21 protein-coding genes are annotated in these 22,791 nt (G+C 55.5%); 18 read left to right on the plus strand and 3 right to left on the minus strand.

Going from position 1 to position 22,791, the window contains the following annotated elements:
• Positions 1-16 precede the first annotated feature (16 nt).
• On the plus strand, positions 17-1,657 hold the full coding sequence (flgK, locus tag AC2FAJ_RS00260; protein WP_485453688.1) for a flagellar hook-associated protein FlgK: 1,641 nt from the start codon (positions 17-19) through the stop codon (positions 1,655-1,657).
• A 14-nt stretch (positions 1,658-1,671) separates the two neighbouring features.
• Entirely contained in the window at positions 1,672-2,625 is a 954-nt protein-coding gene (gene flgL / locus AC2FAJ_RS00265; RefSeq protein ID WP_041910520.1) for a flagellar hook-associated protein FlgL, read from the plus strand.
• Between the two features lie 75 nt (positions 2,626-2,700).
• On the opposite strand, the gene AC2FAJ_RS00270 is transcribed toward flgL, so the two are convergent.
• Positions 2,701-3,915, minus strand: a complete 1,215-nt coding sequence (locus AC2FAJ_RS00270; RefSeq protein WP_048960925.1) for an MFS transporter — start codon at positions 3,913-3,915, stop codon at positions 2,701-2,703.
• A gap of 109 nt (positions 3,916-4,024) precedes the next feature.
• Here AC2FAJ_RS00270 and AC2FAJ_RS00275 point away from each other — a divergent pair, with 109 nt between their 5' ends.
• Positions 4,025-4,963: a LysR family transcriptional regulator gene (locus tag AC2FAJ_RS00275; protein WP_485453689.1), complete on the plus strand. Its 939-nt coding sequence runs from the start codon at positions 4,025-4,027 to the stop codon at positions 4,961-4,963.
• Between the two features lie 41 nt (positions 4,964-5,004).
• Here AC2FAJ_RS00275 and rne read toward each other — a convergent pair whose 3' ends face one another.
• Positions 5,005-8,112, minus strand: a complete 3,108-nt coding sequence (gene rne / locus AC2FAJ_RS00280; RefSeq protein ID WP_047364275.1) for a ribonuclease E — start codon at positions 8,110-8,112, stop codon at positions 5,005-5,007.
• 572 nt (positions 8,113-8,684) lie between these two features.
• Between rne and rluC the strand changes: the two genes are divergently transcribed.
• The gene (gene rluC / locus AC2FAJ_RS00285; RefSeq protein WP_028012713.1) at positions 8,685-9,632 is read left to right on the plus strand and encodes a 23S rRNA pseudouridine(955/2504/2580) synthase RluC; all 948 of its coding nucleotides are present in this window, start codon (positions 8,685-8,687) and stop codon (positions 9,630-9,632) included.
• A 79-nt stretch (positions 9,633-9,711) separates the two neighbouring features.
• On the opposite strand, the gene AC2FAJ_RS00290 is transcribed toward rluC, so the two are convergent.
• Positions 9,712-10,296, minus strand: coding sequence for a Maf family protein (locus AC2FAJ_RS00290; RefSeq protein ID WP_041910516.1), 585 nt, complete (start codon positions 10,294-10,296; stop codon positions 9,712-9,714).
• 140 nt (positions 10,297-10,436) lie between these two features.
• On the opposite strand from AC2FAJ_RS00290, the gene yceD reads away from it, so the two are divergent.
• From yceD to ptsG, 14 genes are all read left to right on the plus strand, one after another.
• Entirely contained in the window at positions 10,437-10,958 is a 522-nt protein-coding gene (yceD, locus tag AC2FAJ_RS00295; RefSeq protein ID WP_021240759.1) for a 23S rRNA accumulation protein YceD, read from the plus strand.
• Positions 10,959-10,974: 16 nt separating this feature from the next.
• Complete coding sequence (rpmF, locus tag AC2FAJ_RS00300; protein ID WP_003857964.1) at positions 10,975-11,148, plus strand: 50S ribosomal protein L32; 174 nt, start codon at positions 10,975-10,977, stop codon at positions 11,146-11,148.
• 80 nt (positions 11,149-11,228) lie between these two features.
• Positions 11,229-12,263, plus strand: a complete 1,035-nt coding sequence (plsX, locus tag AC2FAJ_RS00305; RefSeq protein WP_028012715.1) for a phosphate acyltransferase PlsX — start codon at positions 11,229-11,231, stop codon at positions 12,261-12,263.
• A 6-nt stretch (positions 12,264-12,269) separates the two neighbouring features.
• Entirely contained in the window at positions 12,270-13,223 is a 954-nt protein-coding gene (locus AC2FAJ_RS00310; RefSeq protein ID WP_041910515.1) for a beta-ketoacyl-ACP synthase III, read from the plus strand.
• Positions 13,224-13,238: 15 nt separating this feature from the next.
• On the plus strand, positions 13,239-14,168 hold the full coding sequence (gene fabD / locus AC2FAJ_RS00315) for an ACP S-malonyltransferase (protein ID WP_485453690.1): 930 nt from the start codon (positions 13,239-13,241) through the stop codon (positions 14,166-14,168).
• Positions 14,169-14,180: 12 nt separating this feature from the next.
• Entirely contained in the window at positions 14,181-14,915 is a 735-nt protein-coding gene (fabG, locus tag AC2FAJ_RS00320) for a 3-oxoacyl-ACP reductase FabG (protein WP_010429699.1), read from the plus strand.
• Between the two features lie 154 nt (positions 14,916-15,069).
• Complete coding sequence (acpP, locus tag AC2FAJ_RS00325) at positions 15,070-15,306, plus strand: acyl carrier protein (RefSeq protein WP_003857954.1); 237 nt, start codon at positions 15,070-15,072, stop codon at positions 15,304-15,306.
• 91 nt (positions 15,307-15,397) lie between these two features.
• Positions 15,398-16,639 carry a beta-ketoacyl-ACP synthase II gene (gene fabF / locus AC2FAJ_RS00330; protein ID WP_045630098.1) on the plus strand — a complete coding sequence of 414 codons (1,242 nt, stop codon included), beginning with the start codon at positions 15,398-15,400 and terminating at the stop codon, positions 16,637-16,639.
• A gap of 121 nt (positions 16,640-16,760) precedes the next feature.
• Positions 16,761-17,576 carry an aminodeoxychorismate lyase gene (gene pabC, locus AC2FAJ_RS00335; RefSeq protein ID WP_048956769.1) on the plus strand — a complete coding sequence of 272 codons (816 nt, stop codon included), beginning with the start codon at positions 16,761-16,763 and terminating at the stop codon, positions 17,574-17,576.
• Complete coding sequence (yceG, locus tag AC2FAJ_RS00340) at positions 17,573-18,595, plus strand: cell division protein YceG (protein WP_041910512.1); 1,023 nt, start codon at positions 17,573-17,575, stop codon at positions 18,593-18,595. The genes pabC and yceG overlap by 4 nt, the downstream gene beginning before the upstream one ends.
• On the plus strand, positions 18,585-19,226 hold the full coding sequence (tmk, locus tag AC2FAJ_RS00345) for a dTMP kinase (RefSeq protein ID WP_041910511.1): 642 nt from the start codon (positions 18,585-18,587) through the stop codon (positions 19,224-19,226). Before yceG ends, tmk begins: the two co-directional genes overlap by 11 nt.
• Positions 19,223-20,227 (plus strand): DNA polymerase III subunit delta', encoded by a 1,005-nt coding sequence (gene holB / locus AC2FAJ_RS00350; RefSeq protein ID WP_485453691.1) that lies wholly within the window; start codon positions 19,223-19,225, stop codon positions 20,225-20,227. Before tmk ends, holB begins: the two co-directional genes overlap by 4 nt.
• A 10-nt stretch (positions 20,228-20,237) precedes the next feature.
• Positions 20,238-21,032 carry a metal-dependent hydrolase gene (locus tag AC2FAJ_RS00355; protein WP_028012723.1) on the plus strand — a complete coding sequence of 265 codons (795 nt, stop codon included), beginning with the start codon at positions 20,238-20,240 and terminating at the stop codon, positions 21,030-21,032.
• 297 nt (positions 21,033-21,329) lie between these two features.
• Positions 21,330-22,763: a PTS glucose transporter subunit IIBC gene (ptsG, locus tag AC2FAJ_RS00360; RefSeq protein ID WP_028012724.1), complete on the plus strand. Its 1,434-nt coding sequence runs from the start codon at positions 21,330-21,332 to the stop codon at positions 22,761-22,763.
• The last annotated feature ends 28 nt before the right edge of the window (positions 22,764-22,791 follow it).

Consider the following 22,791-nt stretch of genomic DNA (forward strand, 5'->3'; position numbering starts at 1 on the left):
TATAAAAGGAACCCCCATGTCCAGTTTGATTAACAGCGCCATGAGTGGCCTCAGTGCCGCGCAGTCGGCACTCAATACCGTCAGTAATAATATTTCAAGCTATAACGTGGCAGGTTACACCCGCCAGACGACGGTGCTGGGTGCATCTAACAGCACGCTGACCGGCGGTGGCTGGGTGGGTAACGGGGTGTATGTCTCCGGTGTCCAGCGTGAATATGACGCTTTCATCACCAATCAGCTGCGCGCTGCGCAGACCCAGAGCAGCGGCCTGACCACGCGCTATCAGCAGATGTCAAAAATTGACGATGTGCTCTCCGATACCACCAACTCGCTTTCCACCACCCTGCAGGATTTCTTTAAGAGCCTGCAAACGCTGGTGAGCAACGCGGAAGACCCGGCTGCGCGTCAGACGGTGTTGGGAAAAGCGGGCGGCCTGGTCAATCAGTTCAAAACCAACGATCAGTATCTCCGCGATCAGGATTCGCAGGTGAATACCGCGATTTCAACCAGCGTGTCGCAGATCAACAACTACGCCAAACAGATTGCCAACCTGAACGATCAGATCTCCCGTCTGACCGGCGTTGGCGCGGGCGCATCCCCGAATGATTTGCTCGACCAGCGCGATCAGCTCGTTACTGAGCTGAACAAAATCGTGGGTGTGGAAGTTTCGGTTCAGGATAGCGGCACGTTTAACATCTCTTTCGGCAACGGCTACAGCCTGGTGCAAGGCAGCAAAGCTAACCAGCTGGCTGCCGTGAAGTCCAGCGCCGATCCTTCCCGCACCACGATCGCCTACGTCGATGAAGTTGCGGGTAATGTCGAGATCCCGGAAAAGATGATCACCACCGGTTCGTTAGGCGGTTTGCTGACCTTCCGCGCGGAAGATCTGGATAAGGCTCGTAATAACCTGAACCAGATGGCGCTGGCGTTTGCTGACGCGATGAACAAGCAGCATGAGGCCGGCTTTGATGCCAACGGCGATGCGGGCGGCAAGCTGTTCGGCTTCGGTTCTCCGGCTGTGCTTTCCAACAGCAAAAATAGTGGCACGGCGGTCGTCAATGCCACCGTTGCGGACAGCACCAAAGTTCAGGCAACGGACTATAAGCTGCAGTTTAACGGCACCGACTGGACCATCACCCGCACGTCGGACAAGACCAGCTTTACCATGAGCCCGGATGCCAGCGGCAATCTGTCGTTTGATGGTCTCAACGTGAACGTCAGCGGTTCGGCCAACGCCAAAGACAGCTTTACCGTGAAGCCCGTCTCTGACGTCATCATGAACATGGAACTGTCCATCAGTGACGAATCCAAACTGGCCATGGCCGCGGTGCAGAACGGCGGTGAGAGCGATAACCGCAACGGGCAGAAAATGCTCGATCTGCAAAACAGCAAAGTGGTTGGCGGGAACAAAACCTTTAACGATGCCTATGCCTCACTGGTAAGCACCGTAGGGAGCACCACCGCTTCACTGAAAGTCAGCAGCCAGACGAAAGCCAATGTGGAAACGCAGTTAATTAAGCAGCAGCAGACCATCTCTGGGGTAAACCTCGACGAAGAGTATGGCAACCTGCAGCGTTATCAGCAGTATTACCTCGCCAACGCGCAGGTGCTTCAGACTGCCAGTACGCTCTTCGATGCAATTATCAACATTCGTTAAGGTTGAGGTGAAAAATGCGTATTAGCACCCAGATGATGTACGAACAGAACATGCGTGGGATCACCGATTCCCAGAGCAGATGGCTGAGCTACGGTGAACAAATGTCCACCGGTAAGCGCGTTAACCGTCCGTCGGACGATCCTATCGCGGCTTCACAGTCTATTGTGCTGTCACAGTCTCAGTCTCAAAACAGCCAGTTCGCGTTAGCGCGCACCTTTGCCACGCAAAAAGTGTCGCTGGAAGATAACGTGCTGACCCAGGTGAACACCGCGTTATCAAGCGTGCGTGAGAAGCTGGTCTACGCGTCAAACGGCACCTTAAGCGATGACGACCGTCTCTCTCTGGCGACCGATATCCAGGGGATCCGTGACCAGCTGATGAACCTGGCTAACACGACGGATGGCAATGGTCGCTTTATCTTTGCGGGATACAAAACCGAGAGTGCACCGTTTGATGCCGCAACCGGCACCTACAATGGTGGTACTGAGGCGATCACTCAGCAGGTCGATACGGCGCGAAATATGGCGATCAGCCATACCGGCCAGCAGATCTTTGAGAGCATTACCAGCAATGCACAAGAGCTGCCGGGCGGTGGGTATGGCGATACCAACATGTTTAAAATCCTTGATTCCGCCATTGCTTCGCTGAAGACGCCGATTGAGAACGATCCGGCCGCGGCCGCCGCGCAAGGTCAGGTGATTTCCAACGCGCAGATCGGTATTAAAAATGCTCAAAACAACGTCCTGACGGTCGTTGCGGATGTGGGTACTAAGCTGAACGAACTGGAAAAACTCGATACCCTGGGTGACGACCGCGCGCTGGGTCAGACTAAGCAGATGAGCGACCTGGTGGACGTGGACTGGAACGAAGCGATTTCCTCTTACACCATGCAGCAGGCGGCCCTGCAGGCCTCTTATAAAGCGTTTAGCGATATGCAGGGCATGTCTCTGTTCCAGCTGAACAAATAACATCTTGACCTCTTGGAACATGTCTTGAAACTGGGCATGTTTTACTGCCCAATCCGTCTGGATTGGGCATTTTTTTTATGCCATTTCTGCTGGTGCCGAGGCGACCCGCGCGCTTTCAATCATACGGATTGCCAGCGCAATGATGCCGCAAACCGTTGCCAGCGCAACCACGCCCGTCCAGCCAGCCAGCGTGTAAATATTGCTGCCTAACGCGGAACCCAACGCCATGCCGATAAAGATCACGGTAAAGAGCAGGGCGTTCAGACGACCCCGCGCCTGTGGCTCAAGGCTGTAAACCAGATTCTGGTGCGCGACCAGGCTGGACTGCAGGCCCAGATCGAACCCGATAGCAGAGACGGCAATCAGAATCAGCTGTCCGTGAACTCCCAGGGCGGGCATCAGGAACATCAGGGCAAACGAGACGGTCACAAGGACGGCACCAAGCTGCGTGACTTTCCCGGCACCCAGTTTATCCGCCAGGCCGCCCGCCAGCGGGGCTGCCAACGCACCGGCTGCCCCTGCGATACCAAAACCACCGGCGACGGCACTCCCGAGGTGATAGCGTTCCAGCAGCATGACCGCAAGCGTAGACCAGAAGGCGCTAAAGGCTATCGACAGAAAACCCTGGGCCAGCGCGGCACGGCGCAGAGCGGGATAGCGACGCCACAGATGTTCCATCGAGCGCAGCAGAGCGGGATAGCTCAGCGTGGAGTGAACGGCGAAACGAGGGAGTACGGCCCACATCACCACGCCGATAAACGCAATACTTCCCGCAGCCAGTTGATACATCACGCGCCAGCCAAACGCTTCGCCCACCACGCCGCTGACGGTTCGGGAGAGCAAAATGCCCAGCAGCAGACCGGTCATCACCGTACCCACGGTTTTCCCCTGTTTGCCTTCCGGGGCAAGGATTGCCGCAGCCGGGACAATATCCTGCGCCATGGTGGCGGCCATGCCGATGAGCAGGCTTGCCAGCAGCAGGGAGTGGATCTGTCCGGTCAGGCTACAGCCCAGCAGGAACAGCGCCAGGGCTGCGCTCTTTATCAGGATTAACGTTCTGCGGTCGTGGCGATCGCCGAGCGGCAGCAGGAACAGGATCCCTAAGGCATATCCCGCCTGGGTGAGGGTCGGGACCAGGCCCATTCCTTCGATACTCAGGTGAAGGTCGGCGCCCATCAGAGGCAGCAGAGGCTGGGCATAATAGATGGATGCCACGCTGAAGCCTGCACCGAGCGCCAGCATTAAGATTACCCAGCGGCTTACGGCATGGGCGGCGGTTGTTGTGTTCATAAGACGTTCCTCATTCATCGTGTGAGGCTATTTTTCATCAGTAGGCCTTGCGGCGGTAGCGGGCGCGGTGGTAAAACGCTTATACGTTGAACGTATAGATGAAAAGTAAATGAAAAGAGCTGAGCGTATAGACAGGGTAGAGCTAATGCGGACGTTTGTCCGCATTGTGGAGGCGGGTTCCCTTTCTGCGGCGGCACGGCAGCTGGACACCACCCAGGCCACGGTGAGCCGGCGGCTGCAGTCGCTTGAGACAATGCTGGGCGTGCGTCTGATGTTGCGCACCACCCACACGACGCGGCTGACGGATGACGGGGAGCGCTGCTATCAGCATGCCCGTCGGGTAATTGACAGCTGGCTGGCGCTGGAAGATGAGGTGGGGCAGACGGAAGATGAACCTGTAGGCGTGCTGCGGGTGCGGGCACCGCATGCGTTTGGTCAGGATCAGCTCCTGAAACCACTAACCGAATTTCTACAGCGTTATCCGCAGCTTTCTATTGAGTGGATGCTCAACGATCGGTCGGCTGATTTTCTGGGCGACAACCTTGACTGCGCTATTCGGGTGGGAATGGAAGTCGACCCGGCGACCGTGTCCGTGCTGCTGGCCGAAGTGCCGCGCTCGGTGGTGGCTTCTCCGGCATTGCTGGACCGCTTTCCGACGGTTAACACCCCGGAGGATCTGCAGCAGCTTCCCTGGATTGCCATCAGCTCTTTCTACCAGCGCCATGTGGAGCTTTTTCACGAGGCATTATCCGCCACCGCGCGCGTGATAATTACCCCACGCCTGAGCACTGACAGTCTGTATGTCGCACGCAATACGGCACTCACCGGTCTTGGCGTGGCGGTAGTATCCAGCTGGACGGTACAGGATGATATCCGGGAAGGTCGGCTGGTACATTTGCTGCCAGAGTGGCAGCCGGCGGCGTTACCGGTGCATCTGGTTTACCCCTGGTCCCGCTATTATCCGGCGCGCTTGCGACGATTTCTGGAGCTAATGCGGCAGATCATGCCGGAGGTCACCGGGATGAGAAAGCCCGTGCAGCAGCCATAAAAAAAGCCGACCCGAAGGTCGGCTTTTTACTTTCTGCGTCGTTATTCGACAGACTGCGGACGCGTCGCTGGTGCAGTCGCGTGATGCGTTGCACTGTGGCCGCCTGCAGCGCCTTTACCGTCAAAGCTGAACGCCGGGCGAACCCAGTCGCTGTGACGCGGTGCTTCAGGCACATACTCTGGTGCCGGAGCGCGCGTCATCGGCGCTGTCGCAACGTGAGCAGGCGCAGGAGCGGCAACAACCTTAACCGGCTCTGGCTCCACTTCAGGCGCTTTCGCTTCTTCAACAACCGGTTCAACCTGAATCTCAACGTCCTGAACGATTTCTTCAGTGGTGGTTTCGACGAGGGTTTCAGCGGCTTCTTCCACTGCGGCTACAGGTTCAGCCTCTTCAGCGACTTCCTCAGCCACCACGACATCTTCTTCGGCGATAATCTGCGGTGCGGCATCAACCGGCGCGGCAATCACTTCAGGATGGGTGGTTTCGACGTCCACTGCGTGTGGTTCTGCTGCTTCAACAACCTGAGGTTCAACCACGGTTGCTGCTTCGGTCACCGCATCTTCAACCGCTGCTACAGGAGCAATCACCTCTTCGGTCACTGCCTGCTCTTCAACAGCCTGCTCCAGGCGAGCGACCGGATAACGGATCCAGACTTTGCCGGATGCCATTTCTGGTGACGCGCACGCCACGGTCAACGGCATTGGAGACTGAGTCGGATAACGCTCGTCACGGTAGCGACGACGACGCTGGCCACTCACGCGCAGATGACGCGGAGAACGGCGGGAGCGACGCGGCATACCTGCGTTGTCACGGTTTTCACCGTTTTCATCCTGCTCAACGTTATTGTCCACGACGGCAGGCAGGTCAACTTTTGCAACCTGCGTGCCTGTTGCGGTTTCTGCCGCTTCAGCCGCAACTACGGTGGTTTCTTCTACCGGAGCCGCACCAACGCGCACTTTCTGTGACAGCTGGCGCTGCTTACGACGAGGCATCACCTGAGTACGTTCTTCCTGCTCGCCGTCCTGCTGCTCAGCGGGCTCTTCGCGGTTCAGGTTTTTAACTTCCTGCTGCGCCTGACGCTTCTCGTCGTTACGACGACGGTTGCGTTCGCGGCGTGGCTGCTGCTCGTCGCGCTGTTTACTCTTCTCAGACTCATCGCCCGCCTGCTGGCGAATTTCACGATCTTCAACATTCTGCTGCTGTTTCTCGCGACGGTTGCGACGGTTGTCTTCGCGCTGCTCACGGCCTTCGTTATTGTCTGAACGGCTGTCACGACGCTCGTTACGGTCGCTGCGGTCGTTACGATCGCGGCGGTTGTTCTGACGCTTGCGACGGTCCTGCTGACGTTCAGGTTTGGCTGCTTTAGGTTCTTCTTTCGGCTGCTCTGGCTGAACTTCTTCACCCGCAAACATCTTCTTCAGCGCGCCGAAGAAGCGGCTCAGCAGACCCGGTTGCGCCGGCTGGACTTTCGCGGCCGTTGCTTCTGGTTTCTGCGCCGCCGGTTTGGCTGCAGGTTTTTCCAGCGCCGCTTCCGGTGGTGCTTCAGGCATAATGAAGGTCGCTAACGCAGGCTGCTCTGGCAGTTTGCGCTCGGCAGGTTCTTCATCGGAAGGCAGCGCCATCTCTTCTTCATGCAGCTTCGGCAACAGGTAGCTGAGGGTGCTGGTCTCTTCGCCCTTACGGACACGCAGCACGTGATAGTGCGGGGTTTCCATCTGGTCGTTTGGCACGATGATGCAGCGAACGCCGCCCTGACGCGCTTCGATTGCGCTGACCGCTGCACGTTTTTCGTTCAGCAGGTAGGAGGCAATCGGTACAGGCACAATGGCGTGAACCTCTTTGGTGTTCTCTTTCAGCGCTTCTTCTTCAATCAGACGCAGGATAGAGAGAGACAGAGATTCGTTATCACGCACGGTACCGGTGCCGGAGCAGCGCGGGCAGACGTGATGGCTGGACTCACCCAGCGACGGGCTCAGACGCTGGCGGGACATCTCCAGCAGGCCGAAGCGCGAGATGTGGCTAATCTGGATACGCGCGCGATCCTGACGCACCGCTTCACGCAGGCGGTTTTCAACCGCGCGCTGGTGGCGAACAGGGGTCATGTCGATGAAGTCGATAACAATCAGACCGCCCAGGTCGCGCAGGCGGAGCTGGCGGGCGATTTCATCAGCGGCTTCAAGGTTGGTGTTGAAGGCCGTCTCTTCGATGTCCCCGCCGCGGGTTGCACGCGCGGAGTTGATGTCGATAGCGGTCAGCGCTTCGGTGGTATCGATCACGATAGAACCGCCGGACGGCAGGCGCACTTCACGCTGGAAGGCGGACTCGATCTGGGATTCGATCTGATAATGGCTGAACAGCGGGATTTCACCGGTGTACAGTTTAATTTTGCTGGTGAAATCCGGACGACCCAGCGCGGCGATGTGCTGGCGAGCCAGCTCAAGCACTTTCGGGTTATCGATCAGAATCTCACCGATGTCCTGACGCAGGTAATCACGGAAGGCACGCACGATAACGTTGCTTTCCTGATGGATCAGGAACGGAGCAGGGCGGCTTTCTGCGGCTTTCTGGATAGCTTCCCAGTGCTTCAGACGGAAGCTCAGGTCCCACTGCAGCGCTTCGGCAGATTTGCCCACGCCCGCGGTACGCACGATAAGCCCCATGCCATCCGGCAGCTCAAGGCTTGCCAGCGCTTCTTTCAGCTCGGTACGGTCATCACCTTCGATACGGCGAGAGATGCCCCCCGCGCGCGGGTTGTTTGGCATCAGCACCAGATAGCTCCCCGCCAGGCTGATAAAAGTGGTCAGTGCGGCACCCTTGTTGCCGCGCTCTTCTTTATCAATCTGAACGATAACTTCCTGACCTTCACGCAGAACATCTTTGATGTTTGGGCGGCCATGGGCGTTGTAGTTTGCAGGGAAATATTCGCGGGCGATTTCTTTCAGAGGGAGGAAACCATGACGCTCAGCACCGTAATCGACAAATGCAGCTTCAAGGCTTGGTTCAATGCGGGTGATTTTACCTTTGTAAATGTTCGCTTTTTTCTGTTCGTGTCCAGGACTTTCGATATCCAGATCGTACAGGCGCTGCCCATCCACAAGGGCGACACGCAACTCTTCTTGCTGAGTTGCGTTGATTAACATTCTTTTCATCGTAACTTACTCGTTATTCTTACATTGACGACAAAGCTGCGGGCAAGGTGACGCTTTCCGGGGTATGAACCGATGGCCTCGTGTCTGTTCACGTCGCCAACCTCACGGTTGTCGCTCGCTTAAGAGGCGCAGAGTGTCGGTTGCCTGTATTTCATACGGAAACACAGCGCAATTATCAGGGGAATTGCCTGGGTAGAACTCTCCAGAGAACAATCCTTATACCGGGAAGTACTGCAACCCGCAGCCCGCTAACTGCCTGAAAGATCAATACGTCTTACGCCATTGCTGCGTGGATGATCGGTCAGACAAAATTGGTCATTCCGTCGACATCCTTACAAAACCCGGATTTAACGCGGAAAACAGCCCCATTATTCCACTGCTCGCCGGGTTATAGCAAGATGACTTTTACCAATTATCACCCGGTTACTCACAGTTTCTTCACCTCAAGGTGGTGATTGGTTTAATAACCACCAAATCGATTGCGTGAAACGGGGCGCAGGCCGGATAAAAGTAAATATAAGCATAGAAAAATGAGTGGCGCTAATGGCTGACGATATTTAGAATCGCCAACCATGAAAACAGAGACTCCAGCCGTAAAAATGGTTGCTATCGCGGATGACTACGCGGGGCAACGCATCGATAACTTCTTGCGCACCCAACTGAAGGGCGTGCCAAAGAGTATGATTTACCGCATCCTGCGTAAGGGCGAGGTGCGGGTGAATAAAAAACGCGTGAAGCCTGAGTATAAGCTCGAAGCCGGTGATGAAGTGCGTATTCCACCGGTTCGCGTGGCTGAACGTGAAGAAGAGGTGGTTTCGCCGAAGCTGCAAAAAGTCGCGGCCCTGAGCGATGTCATCCTTTATGAGGACGATCATATTCTGGTGCTGAATAAGCCATCGGGTACCGCGGTCCACGGTGGTAGCGGTCTGAGCTTCGGCGTGATTGAAGGGTTACGTGCGCTGCGTCCGGAAGCCCGTTTCCTCGAACTGGTTCACCGCCTGGACCGTGATACCTCAGGCGTGCTGCTGGTAGCGAAAAAGCGTTCAGCGCTGCGTTCCCTGCACGAGCAGCTGCGTGAGAAGGGCATGCAGAAAGATTATCTGGCGCTGGTGCGCGGTCAGTGGCAGTCCCACGTGAAGGTGGTGCAGGCCCCGCTGCTGAAGAACATTCTGCAAAGCGGCGAGCGCATTGTGCGCGTGAGCCAGGAAGGGAAACCGTCGGAGACGCGCTTTAAGGTTGAAGAGCGCTACGAGTTTGCCACGCTGGTGCGCTGCAGCCCGGTGACGGGGCGTACCCACCAGATTCGCGTGCATACCCAGTTTGCGGGCCATCCGATTGCGTTTGATGACCGCTACGGCGATCGCGAGTTCGATAAGCAACTGGCGGGTACGGGCCTGTCGCGTCTGTTCCTGCATGCGGCAGCGCTGAAGTTTACCCATCCTAATACCGGGGAAGTTATCCGTATTGAAGCGCCGCTGGACGAGCAGTTGAAACGCTGCCTGAAGGTTCTGCGCGGCTGATTAGGTGCCGGGTGGCGCTGCGCTTACCCGGCCTACGAAACCCGTAGGCCCATGCAAGCGAAGCGCCGCTGGGCATAACTTACACGATCAGCGGATTACACTCTTCTCGCCGTAACATCTGGCACAAGGCAATCAGCGGCAATCCCACCAGTGTATTCGGATCCCGACCGTCCAGCTTGTCGAACAGCGCAATTCCCAGCCCCTCACTTTTGAAGCTTCCTGCGCAGTTCAGCGGACGTTCCCGGCGCACGTAGTCCATAATCTCCTGCTCGCTAAGATGGCGGAAGTGCACGTCGAACGGCTCGCATTCGGTTTGCAGATGGCCGGAGGCGGAGTTATAGAGCGCCAGGCCCGTGTAAAAGGTCACGATAGTGCCCCGCGCACGCAGAAGCTGCTGGCAGGCATTCTCCTCCGTATGAGGCTTGCCGGTGATTTCGCCGTCCAGCACGCAAACCTGATCGGAGCCTATAATCAAATGTGCAGGATAACGTGCGGCCAGCGATTGCGCTTTCTCCTTAGCGAGACGCGTTACCAGATGACGCGGTGATTCGCCTGGCTGCGGCGTCTCATCAACGTCCGGCGCGGCGCATTCAAACGGGATCCCGAGCTTTTCCAGCAGCGTTCGACGGTAGGGAGAAGTGGAAGCAAGGACGAGATTTGGCATATTTTTATCACCAGATATAGCGTATCGATGCCAGCCATTTTAAACTACAGGCCGCAATGTGTGCGAATAATTGGCAAAAGGCAGCTCTGGTTGCCTTTTTCTTTGACTCTATGACGTTACAAAGTTAATATGCGCGCCCTATGCAAAAGGTAAAATTACCCCTGACTCTTGATCCGGTTCGTACGGCTCAAAAACGCCTCGATTACGAAGGTATCTATACTTCCGATCAGGCCGAGCGTATTGCCGAATCTGTAGTCAGTGTGGACAGTGATGTAGAATGCTCCATGTCGTTCGCTATCGACAACCAGCGTCTCGCCGTTTTAACCGGTGATGCAAAGGTAACGGTAACGCTCGAGTGTCAGCGTTGCGGGAAACCGTTTGTACAGCATGTTCACACAACGTATTGTTTCAGTCCGGTTCGTTCTGACGAACAGGCTGAAGCACTCCCGGAAGCGTATGAGCCGATTGAGGTTAACGAATTCGGTGAAATCGATCTTCTGGCTCTGGTTGAAGATGAAATCATCCTCTCCTTGCCAGTCGTTCCGGTGCATGATTCTGAACACTGTGAAGTGTCCGAGGCGGACATGGTCTTTGGGGAACTGCCTGATGAAGCGCAAAAACCAAACCCATTTGCCGTATTAGCCAGCTTAAAGCGTAAGTAATTGAGGAGTAAGGTCCATGGCCGTACAACAGAATAAACCAACCCGTTCCAAACGTGGCATGCGTCGTTCCCATGACGCGCTGACTGCAGTTACCAGCCTGTCTGTAGACAAGACTTCTGGTGAGAAACACCTGCGTCACCACATCACCGCTGACGGTTTCTACCGCGGCCGCAAGGTTATCACTAAGTAATCGCGCGAAAGCGTGATTAGGCTTAGTGAGGATTTCCCCGTGCAAACGGGGAAGTTACCGAACCAGGCTGCGACGATACCTTGACACGTCTAACCCTGGCGTTAGATGTCATGGGGGGAGATTTTGGCCCTTCCGTGACAGTGCCTGCAGCATTGCAGGCACTGAATTCTAATTCGCAACTCACACTTCTTTTAGTCGGCAATCCCGACACAATCACGCCATTACTTGCAAAAGCTGACTTTGAACAACGTTCGCGTCTGCAGATTATTCCTGCGCAGTCAGTTATTGCCAGTGATGCACGCCCCTCACAGGCGATTCGTAATAGCCGTGGCAGCTCTATGCGCATGGCGCTGGAGCTGGTAAAAGAAGGGCGAGCGCAGGCTTGCGTCAGCGCCGGCAATACCGGCGCGCTGATGGGGCTGTCGAAATTACTGCTCAAGCCGATTGAGGGCATTGAGCGCCCGGCGCTGGTGACGGTGTTACCGCATCAGCAGAAGGGGAAAACGGTGGTGCTCGATTTGGGCGCTAACGTGGATTGTGATAGTACCATGCTGGCTCAGTTCGCCGTGATGGGGTCGGTGCTGGCAGAAGACGTGGTCGGGATCAACAATCCCCGCGTTGCGTTATTGAATATTGGTGAAGAAGAGACCAAAGGCCTGGACAGCATTCGCGACGCTGCTGAAATGCTCAAACAGGTTCCCTCCATCAACTATATTGGTTATCTCGAAGCCAATGAGTTGCTGACGGGAAAAACGGATGTTCTGGTGTGCGATGGCTTCACCGGAAACGTAACGTTGAAGACCATGGAAGGGGTCGTGCGCATGTTCCTTTCTCTGCTGAAATCTCAGGGAGAAGGCAAAAAAAGCGCCTGGTGGTTGATTTTATTGAAGCGTTGGTTACAAAAGAGCCTGACGCGGCGATTCAGTCACCTCAACCCCGACCAGTATAATGGCGCCTGTCTGTTAGGATTGCGCGGCATCGTGATTAAGAGTCATGGCGCCGCCAATCAGCGAGCATTTTCTGTCGCCATTGAACAGGCAGTGCAGGCGGTGCAGCGACAAGTCCCTCAGCGGATTGCCGCTCGCCTGGAATCTGTATTAGCTAAAAGTGACTGAGCGTACATGTATACGAAGATTTTAGGTACCGGCAGCTACCTGCCAAAACAAGTGCGTACCAACGCCGATCTGGAAAAAATGGTAGATACGTCTGACGAGTGGATTGTCACGCGCACAGGTATCCGTGAACGTCGTATCGCCGCGCCAGACGAAACCGTGTCCACCATGGGTTACGAAGCCGCACAGCGCGCTATCGAAATGGCGGGTATCGATAAAGAAGAGATTGGCTTGATCGTGGTTGCCACGACGTCTGCCACGCATGCTTTCCCAAGCGCGGCGTGTCAGGTGCAGAACATGCTCGGTATTAAAGGCTGCCCGGCGTTTGACGTTGCCGCCGCGTGCGCAGGTTTCACCTACGCGCTGAGCATTGCCGATCAGTATGTTAAATCTGGCTCCGTCAAATATGCGCTGGTTATCGGTGCTGACGTTTTGGCGCGTACCTGCGATCCAACCGATCGCGGAACGATTATTATTTTCGGTGATGGTGCCGGTGCGGTGCTGCTGGGGCAGTCCGAAGAGCCGGGTATCATCTCCACGCATCTGCATGCCGATGGCCGCTACGGCGAGCTGTTAACGCTGCCTAATGCCGATCGCGTTAATCCGGACAGCTCCATCTACCTGACCATGGCGGGTAACGAGGTGTTCAAAGTGGCGGTGACCGAGCTTGCGCACATTGTCGATGAGACGCTGGAAGCAAATAACCTTGAACGCACCGCGCTCGACTGGCTGGTGCCGCATCAGGCGAACCTGCGTATCATCAGCGCCACCGCTAAAAAGCTGGGTATGTCGATGGATAACGTTGTGGTGACGCTGGATCGTCACGGCAACACCTCTGCGGCGTCGGTACCGTGCGCATTTGATGAAGCGGTACGCGACGGACGAATCAAACGGGGCCAGCTGGTCTTGCTTGAAGCCTTCGGTGGCGGGTTCACCTGGGGTTCCGCGCTGGTTCGTTTCTAGTATAAGGAATAAAAAATGACGCAATTTGCTTTTGTGTTCCCGGGCCAGGGTTCTCAAACCGTTGGGATGTTGTCTGAAATGGCAGCAAACTACCCGGTCATTGAAGAGACTTTTCGTGAAGCTTCTGATGCGCTGGGTTATGATCTGTGGGCGCTGACCCAACAGGGACCGGCCGAAGAGCTGAACAAAACCTGGCAAACTCAGCCAGCGTTGCTGACTGCGTCCGTTGCGCTGTGGCGCGTATGGCAGCAGCAGGGCGGTAAAGCGCCAGCGCTGCTCGCGGGCCATAGCCTGGGTGAATACTCTGCGCTGGTGTGCGCCGGTGTGATTGCGTTTGCTGACGCGGTGCGCCTGGTAGAACTGCGCGGTAAATTCATGCAGGAAGCGGTGCCAGAAGGAACGGGTGGCATGTCTGCCATTATTGGTCTGGATGATGCCGCGATTGCAAAAGCGTGTGAAGAATCTGCTGAAGGGCAGGTGGTTTCTCCGGTTAACTTCAACTCGCCGGGCCAGGTTGTTATTGCTGGTCATAAAGAAGCCGTTGAACGTGCCGGTGCTGCCTGTAAAGCCGCGGGCGCCAAACGCGCACTGCCGCTGCCGGTCAGCGTACCGTCTCACTGCGCACTGATGAAGCCCGCAGCCGAGAAACTGGCGGCTGAGCTGAAAAAAATTACCTTTAACGCACCGACGATTTCCGTTGTGAACAACGTCGATGTGAAATGCGAAACCGCGCCGGAGGCGATCCGTGACGCACTGGTTCGCCAGCTCTATAGCCCGGTACAGTGGACCAAAACCGTTGAGTTTATGGCCTCTCAGGGCGTTGAGCACCTTTATGAAGTCGGTCCTGGTAAAGTCCTCACCGGTCTGACGAAACGTATTGTTGACACCCTGACTGCCTCGGCGATTAACGAGCCGGAAGCGATGTCAGCGGCACTCTCGCAATAAAAGAGGAATACCATGAGTTTTGAAGGAAAAATTGCCCTGGTTACTGGCGCAAGCCGCGGTATCGGGCGTGCAATTGCTGAAACACTGGTCGCGCGCGGCGCGAAGGTGATTGGTACAGCAACCAGCGAGAATGGCGCTCAGGCCATCAGCGAGTATCTGGGTGCGAACGGTAAAGGTCTGGTACTGAATGTGACCGAACCTGCATCTATCGAATCTGTTCTGGAAAATATTCGCGCAGAGTTTGGTGAAGTGGATATTCTGGTCAATAATGCCGGGATCACTCGCGACAACCTGCTGATGCGAATGAAAGATGATGAGTGGAACGATATTATCGAAACCAACCTGTCATCTGTATTCCGTCTGTCAAAAGCGGTAATGCGCGCTATGATGAAAAAGCGTCATGGTCGTATTATCACTGTTGGTTCTGTGGTTGGTACCATGGGAAATGCTGGTCAGGCTAACTACGCTGCGGCGAAAGCAGGTCTGATCGGTTTCAGTAAGTCGCTGGCGCGTGAAGTCGCGTCCCGCGGGATTACTGTAAACGTTGTTGCTCCGGGCTTTATTGAAACGGACATGACGCGTGCGCTGACTGATGATCAGCGTGCGGGTACGCTGGCGGCAGTTCCGGCGGGTCGTCTTGGCGACCCTAAAGAAATCGCCAGTGCGGTTGCATTTTTAGCCTCTGACGAAGCGGGTTACATCACTGGTGAGACCCTCCACGTCAACGGCGGGATGTACATGGTTTAATCACGATCGAAAATATTTGCGTTATTAGGGCAAATGGCCTCAAAATAACGTAAAATCGTGGTAAGACCTGCCGGGATTTAGTTGCAAATTTTTCAACATTTTATACACTACGAAAACCATCGCGAAAGCGAGTTTTGATAGGAAATTTAAGAGTATGAGCACTATCGAAGAACGCGTTAAGAAAATTATCGGCGAACAGCTGGGCGTTAAGCAGGAAGAAGTTGTGAACTCCGCTTCCTTCGTTGAAGACCTGGGCGCAGATTCTCTTGACACCGTTGAGCTGGTAATGGCTCTGGAAGAAGAGTTTGATACTGAGATTCCGGACGAAGAAGCTGAGAAAATCACCACCGTTCAGGCTGCCATTGATTACATCAACGGCCACCAGGCGTAAGTGAACATCTCCAGGCGGTCATTCGACCGCCTGAGTTTTATCTTTTTTAGTCCCACGTATCTCTTTTTTTATCCCTCCCTGGAGGACAAACGTGTCTAAGCGTCGTGTAGTTGTGACCGGACTTGGCATGTTGTCTCCTGTCGGCAATACCGTAGAGTCCACCTGGAAAGCTCTCCTTGCCGGTCAGAGCGGCATCAGCCTAATCGACCATTTCGATACTAGCGCCTATGCAACGAAATTTGCTGGCTTAGTAAAGGATTTTAACTGTGAAGAGATCATCTCGCGCAAAGAACAGCGCAAGATGGATGCCTTCATTCAATATGGAATTGTCGCTGGCGTTCAGGCCATGCAGGATTCTGGCCTTGAGATTACGGAAGAGAACGCAACCCGTATCGGCGCCGCTATTGGCTCCGGGATAGGCGGTCTTGGCCTGATCGAGGAAAACCATACATCGCTGATGAATGGCGGACCGCGTAAGATCAGCCCGTTCTTCGTTCCGTCCACGATTGTTAACATGGTGGCAGGTCACCTGACCATTATGTTCGGCCTGCGTGGTCCAAGCATCTCTATCGCTACCGCGTGTACGTCTGGCGTACATAACATCGGCCAGGCCGCGCGTATCATTGCGTACGGCGATGCAGATGCTATGGTTGCGGGTGGTGCTGAAAAAGCCAGTACCCCACTGGGTGTTGGTGGTTTCGGCGCAGCGCGTGCTCTCTCTACCCGTAACGATAACCCTCAGGCGGCGAGCCGTCCGTGGGATAAAGACCGCGATGGTTTTGTGCTGGGTGACGGCGCAGGTATGCTCGTACTGGAAGAGTACGAACATGCGAAAAAACGTGGCGCGAAAATTTATGCTGAAGTCGTTGGCTTCGGGATGAGCAGCGATGCGTATCACATGACGTCTCCTCCGGAGAACGGCGCGGGTGCTGCGCTGGCGATGGAAAATGCGATCCGTGATGCGGGTATTACCCCTGCACAGATTGGCTACGTTAACGCGCACGGCACTTCTACGCCTGCAGGCGATAAAGCAGAAGCGCAGGCGGTTAAGTCTATCTTCGGCGAGGCTGCCAGCCGCGTAATGGTCAGCTCCACGAAATCCATGACCGGTCACCTGCTGGGTGCGGCGGGTGCAGTAGAGTCAATCTACTCTATCCTTGCGCTGCGCGATCAGGCTGTGCCGCCAACCATCAACCTGGATAACCCGGATGAAGGTTGCGATCTGGACTTCGTTCCGCACGAAGCGCGTCAGGTTAGCGGTATGGAGTACACTCTGTGTAACTCCTTCGGCTTTGGCGGCACGAATGGTTCTCTGATCTTCAAAAAGGTCTGAGCCTGACTGCCTGAAAGCTATAAAAAAAGGTCCGCTTGGCGGGCCTTTTTTATTAGGGAAAATCCCCTTGTCCGGCTTTTAACATCCTGCCAGACTGAGCCTCCACGCATAAGGAGCCACCATGTTTTTAATTAATGGCCTTGAGCAAGAAACGCTGCCGGCAAGCGACAGGGCAATCCAGTTTGGCGATGGCTGTTTCACCACTGCGCGTATTCTTGACGGTGAGGTGAGCCTGCTTGACGCCCATATCCGTCGTTTACAAAAAGCCTGCGAGAAATTGCTGATTCCCTTCATGCAGTGGGACATTCTCGAGCGCGAGATGCGCCGGCTGGCGTCAGGTAATACAAACGGCGTTTTAAAAGTTATTCTTAGCCGCGGCAGCGGCGGGCGAGGGTACAGCGGTTCCGCCTGTCAGCATCCCACGCGTATTCTTTCCGTATCAGCGTATCCTGCTCACTATGCGCGCTGGCGTGAGGAAGGGGTAACGCTGACGCTGAGCCCGGTACGGCTGGGGCGAAACCCTATGCTCGCCGGAATAAAACATCTTAACCGCCTTGAACAGGTGCTTATTCGTACTCATCTTGAACAGACGGACGCCGATGAGGCGCTAGTCCTTGACAGCGAAGGGTTCATTACGGAATGCTGTGCGGCTAATTTACTCTGGCGGAAGGGCCGTGAGGTCTTCACCCCTTCGCTGGAGCAGGCTGGGGTTAACGGCATCATGCGCCAGTTTTGTTTGCAACAGCTGGCACATGCAGGCTTTCGCGTTGTCGAAGTAAACGCGAAGGAAGAGGCGCTGCTGTCCGCCGATGAAGTTGTGATCTGCAATGCGCTGATGCCTGTTATACCCGTTCGGGCGTATGGTCAACAGCGCTGGTCTTCGCGAGAGCTCTTTACGTTTTTAGCCCCGATATGTGAGCAAATCAAAAAGTCATGAAGAAAATGTTGCGCTTTGTCCTTCTCCTGATCGTTGCGCTGGGTATTGCCGGCGGAGCGGGAGTATGGAAGGTTCGCCAGCTGGCGGACAGTAAAATCCTGATTAAAGACGAGACGATTTTTACCCTGAAAGCCGGTACCGGGCGGATGGCGCTGGGCGAGCAGCTTTACGGGGATAAAATCATCAACCGTCCACGCGTGTTCCAGTGGTTATTGCGTATCGAGCCTGAACTGTCTCACTTCAAGGCTGGTACCTATCGCTTTACGCCCGGCATGACCGTCAGAGAGATGCTGCAGCTGCTGGAAAGCGGTAAAGAGGCACAGTTCCCGCTGCGCTTTGTTGAAGGGATGCGCTTAAGCGATTACCTCAAGCAGCTGCGTGATGCGCCTTACATCAAGCACACGCTAAAAGACGATCGCTATGAGACGGTCGCCGAGGTGCTGAAATTTGAACATCCTGAGTGGGTGGAAGGCTGGTTCTGGCCAGACACCTGGATGTATACGGCGGGCACGACCGATGTGGCGATTCTTAAACGGGCACACAAAAAGATGGTCGAGGCAGTTGATTCCGCCTGGGAAGGGCGCATGGACGGGCTGCCTTATCAAGATCAAAACCAGTTTGTGACAATGGCCTCGATCATTGAGAAAGAGACGGCCGTGGCGGCTGAGCGCGACCGGGTCGCGTCGGTATTTATCAACCGCCTGCGCATCGGCATGCGTCTGCAAACCGACCCGACCGTCATCTACGGTATGGGCGAAAGCTATGCCGGTAAGATCTCCAGAAAAGATCTGGAGACGCCAACGGCGTATAATACCTACGTGATTAACGGCTTGCCGCCCGGCCCGATAGCCACGCCGAGCGAGGCTTCGCTCAAAGCCGCCGCGCACCCGGCCAAAACACCGTACCTCTATTTTGTGGCTGATGGAAAAGGGGGGCATACCTTTAACACCAACCTTGCCAGCCATAATCGCTCTGTTCAGGACTATCTGAAGGCACTTAAGGAAAAAAATGCGCAGTAAATACATTGTCATTGAGGGACTCGAAGGGGCGGGTAAAACCACCGCCCGTAACGTGGTAGTGGATACGCTGAAATCGCTTGGCGTCGCTGACATGGTCTTTACCCGCGAGCCGGGCGGTACTCAGCTGGCGGAGAAACTGCGCAGTCTGGTGCTGGATATTAAATCCGTTGGCGACGAGGTTATTACTGACAAAGCCGAAGTGCTGATGTTCTATGCGGCGCGCGTCCAGCTGGTTGAGACCGTGATTAAACCTGCGCTGGCCGACGGCAAGTGGGTGATCGGTGACCGTCACGATCTGTCGACTCAGGCCTATCAGGGCGGCGGACGCGGTATTGACCAGGCGATGCTGGCAACCCTTCGCGATGCCGTACTGGGGGATTTTCGCCCGGACCTGACCCTCTACCTGGATGTGACCCCGGAAGTGGGCCTCAGGCGCGCCCGCGCGCGCGGCGAACTGGACCGCATTGAGCAAGAGTCTTTCGATTTCTTTAACCGCACGCGCGCACGCTATCTTGAGCTGGCCGCACGGGACAGCGCAATTCGTACCATTGACGCCACGCAATCTCTGGACGACGTCACGCGCGATATTCAACAGACCGTTACGCAGTGGCTACAGGAGCAGCAGGCATGAAATGGTATCCATGGTTGCGCCCGCACTTTGAACAGCTGATCGCCAGCTATCAGGCCGGTCGGGGGCATCATGCGTTACTGATTCAGGCGTTGCCGGGAATGGGGGATGATGCGTTGATCTACGCCATCACTCGTTTTCTGATGTGCCAGCAGCCGGAAGGGCATAAAAGCTGCGGTAAATGCCGCGGCTGCCAGCTGATGCAGGCCGGCACGCATCCTGACTACTACACGCTTGAGCCTGAGAAGGGCAAAAGCGCGCTTGGCATTGATGCCGTGCGTGAAGTCAGCGAGAAACTGTACGAACATGCGCGTCTGGGCGGGGCAAAAGTGGTCTGGCTCAACGACGCTGCGTTGCTTACCGAGGCGGCGGCGAACGCGCTGCTTAAAACCCTGGAAGAGCCGCCGGAAAAGACGTGGTTTTTCCTTTCCTGCCGGGACCCGGGACGTTTACTGGCGACGCTTCGCAGCCGTTGTCGTCTCCATCATCTGGCGGTACCTCAGGAATCGTGGGCGTTAAGCTGGCTTGAGCGAGAGGTGACAACGTCACAGGAGAGTGCGTTGTCTGCGCTGCGCCTCAGCAGCGGCGCCCCCGCGGCGGCGCTGGCATTACTACAGCCTGACGTCTGGTCGCAGCGAGAAACGCTCTGCCGGGCCGTTGAGGCTTCACTTAACAACCAGGACTGGCTAAGTTTACTGCCTGCGCTGAATAGCGATCGGGCCGTCGAGCGTCTGCACTGGCTGGCCTCCTTATTGCTCGATGCGCTAAAAATCCAGCAAGGAGCTACGCTGCTGACTAACCCGGACGCGTGGCCCCTGGTGAACATGCTGGCGAGCCGCCTTACAGGCACGTCTCTGCACGCTATCCTTCATGATGTTTGCGAGAGCCGCGACCAGCTTTTAACCGTGACGGGTCTTAATCGCGAGCTTTTGCTGACCGACCAGTTACTGCGTATTGAACACTACCTGCAACCGGGCGTTACGCCGCCTGTTTCCCATCTCTGAGAGAGACATTATGTTTTTAGTCGACTCACACTGCCATCTTGATGGCCTGGATTATCAATCCCTGCACAACGACGTGGATGACGTGCTGGCGAAAGCCGCTGCCCGCGATGTGAAATTTTGTCTTGCGGTGGCGACGACGCTGCCGGGGTATCGCTCAATGCGTGAGCTGGTGGGCGATCGCGATAACGTGGTGTTCTCCTGCGGCGTTCATCCGCTGAACCAGGACGAAGAGTATGACGTAGAAGAGCTGCGCCGACTGGCAGCAGAAGCGGGCGTCGTGGCGATGGGTGAAACCGGGCTGGACTATTTTTACACGCCGGAAACGAAAGCGCGCCAGCAGGCGTCTTTCCGCAACCATATCCGCATCGGCCGCGAACTGAATAAACCGGTCATCGTACATACGCGCGATGCGCGCGCCGATACGCTGGCGATCCTCCGGGAAGAAAACGTGACGGATTGCGGTGGCGTACTACACTGTTTCACAGAAGACAGAGAAACGGCGGGTAAACTGCTTGATTTGGGGTTTTATATTTCGTTTTCCGGGATCGTGACGTTCCGTAACGCTGAGCAGCTCCGTGATGCTGCGCGCTATGTCCCGCTCGATCGCATTCTGGTGGAAACAGACTCTCCGTATCTGGCGCCGGTACCGCATCGCGGTAAAGAGAACCAGCCGGCCATGACGCGAGACGTCGCAGAGTACATGGCCGTGCTTAAAGGCGTCAGTATCGAAGAGCTGGCCCGCGTCACGACGCAAAACTTCTCTGCGCTGTTCCATATCGACCCCGCCCGCCTGCAATCCGTCTGATAAGCCTGTTTTTTTTAGGCTCGTAATTAATAAATAAAACGAGTAAAGTTCACCGCCTCATTTGGGGCGGTAACGGTGTTCTTAGAAACATCCAGACATGCTTTTTGTAAATTACTGAAAGTTTTTCGACCGTCTTAAGCTGAAACGTGATAGCCGTCAAACAAACTCAGAGGGAATTATTTTACTCTGTGTAATAAATAAAGGGCGCTTAGATGTCCTGTCCACGGCACGGTACTCCCCCCGGGCCAATGCGTGAAAGCGTAAAAAAAGCACAAATACTCAGGAGCACTCTCAATTATGTTTAAGAATGCATTTGCTAACCTGCAAAAGGTCGGTAAATCGCTGATGCTGCCAGTATCCGTACTGCCTATCGCAGGTATCCTGCTGGGTGTCGGTTCTGCTAACTTCAGCTGGCTGCCAGCCGTAGTTTCCCATGTGATGGCTGAAGCAGGCGGTTCCGTCTTTGCTAACATGCCTCTGATCTTCGCTATCGGTGTGGCGCTGGGCTTCACCAATAACGACGGCGTTTCTGCGCTGGCTGCAGTGGTTGCTTACGGCATCATGGTGAAAACCATGGCTGTGGTTGCGCCGCTGGTTCTGCATTTACCTGCAGAAGAGATTGCCGCGAAACACCTGGCGGATACCGGTGTTCTGGGCGGTATCATCTCCGGTGCGATTGCAGCGTATATGTTCAACCGCTTCTATCGCATCAAGCTGCCTGAGTATCTGGGCTTCTTCGCGGGCAAGCGTTTTGTTCCGATCATCTCTGGTCTGGCAGCGATTTTCACTGGCGTGATCCTGTCCTTCATCTGGCCACCAATCGGTTCCGCTATCCAGACCTTCTCTCAGTGGGCTGCTTACCAGAACCCGGTTGTCGCGTTCGGTATCTACGGCTTCATCGAGCGTTGCCTGGTGCCATTCGGTCTGCACCACATCTGGAACGTTCCATTCCAGATGCAGATTGGTGAATTCACCAACGCAGCAGGTCAGGTGTTCCACGGCGATATCCCACGTTACATGGCGGGTGACCCAACTGCAGGTAAACTGTCTGGTGGCTTCCTGTTCAAAATGTACGGCCTGCCGGCTGCTGCGATTGCAATCTGGCACTCTGCTAAGCCAGAAAACCGTGCAAAAGTGGGCGGTATCATGATCTCCGCAGCGCTGACCTCGTTCCTGACCGGTATCACCGAGCCGATCGAGTTCTCCTTCATGTTCGTTGCGCCAATCCTGTACATCATCCACGCTGTACTGGCTGGCCTGGCGTTCCCAATCTGTATCCTGCTGGGTATGCGTGACGGTACGTCCTTCTCTCACGGCCTGATCGACTTTATCGTTCTGTCCGGTAACAGCAGCAAGCTGTGGCTGTTCCCAATTGTGGGTGCGTGCTACGCCGTTGTTTACTACACCATCTTCCGCGTGCTGATCAAAGCACTGGACCTGAAAACTCCGGGTCGTGAAGATGCAACTGAAGACAGCAAAGCAGGCGCGACCAGCGAAATGGCTCCGGCACTGGTTGCCGCGTTCGGCGGTAAAGAGAACATCACTAACCTGGACGCGTGCATCACTCGTCTGCGTGTGAGCGTTGCCGACGTTGCGAAAGTGGACCAGCCGGGTCTGAAAAAACTGGGTGCAGCGGGCGTGGTTGTTGCAGGTTCGGGCGTTCAGGCTATCTTCGGTACTAAATCCGATAACCTGAAAACCGAAATGGATGAGTACATCCGCAACAGCTAAGCTGTGACCTGGGGAGACTAAGGCAGCC

This window comes from Enterobacter cloacae complex sp. 385G4, from assembly GCF_057320665.1.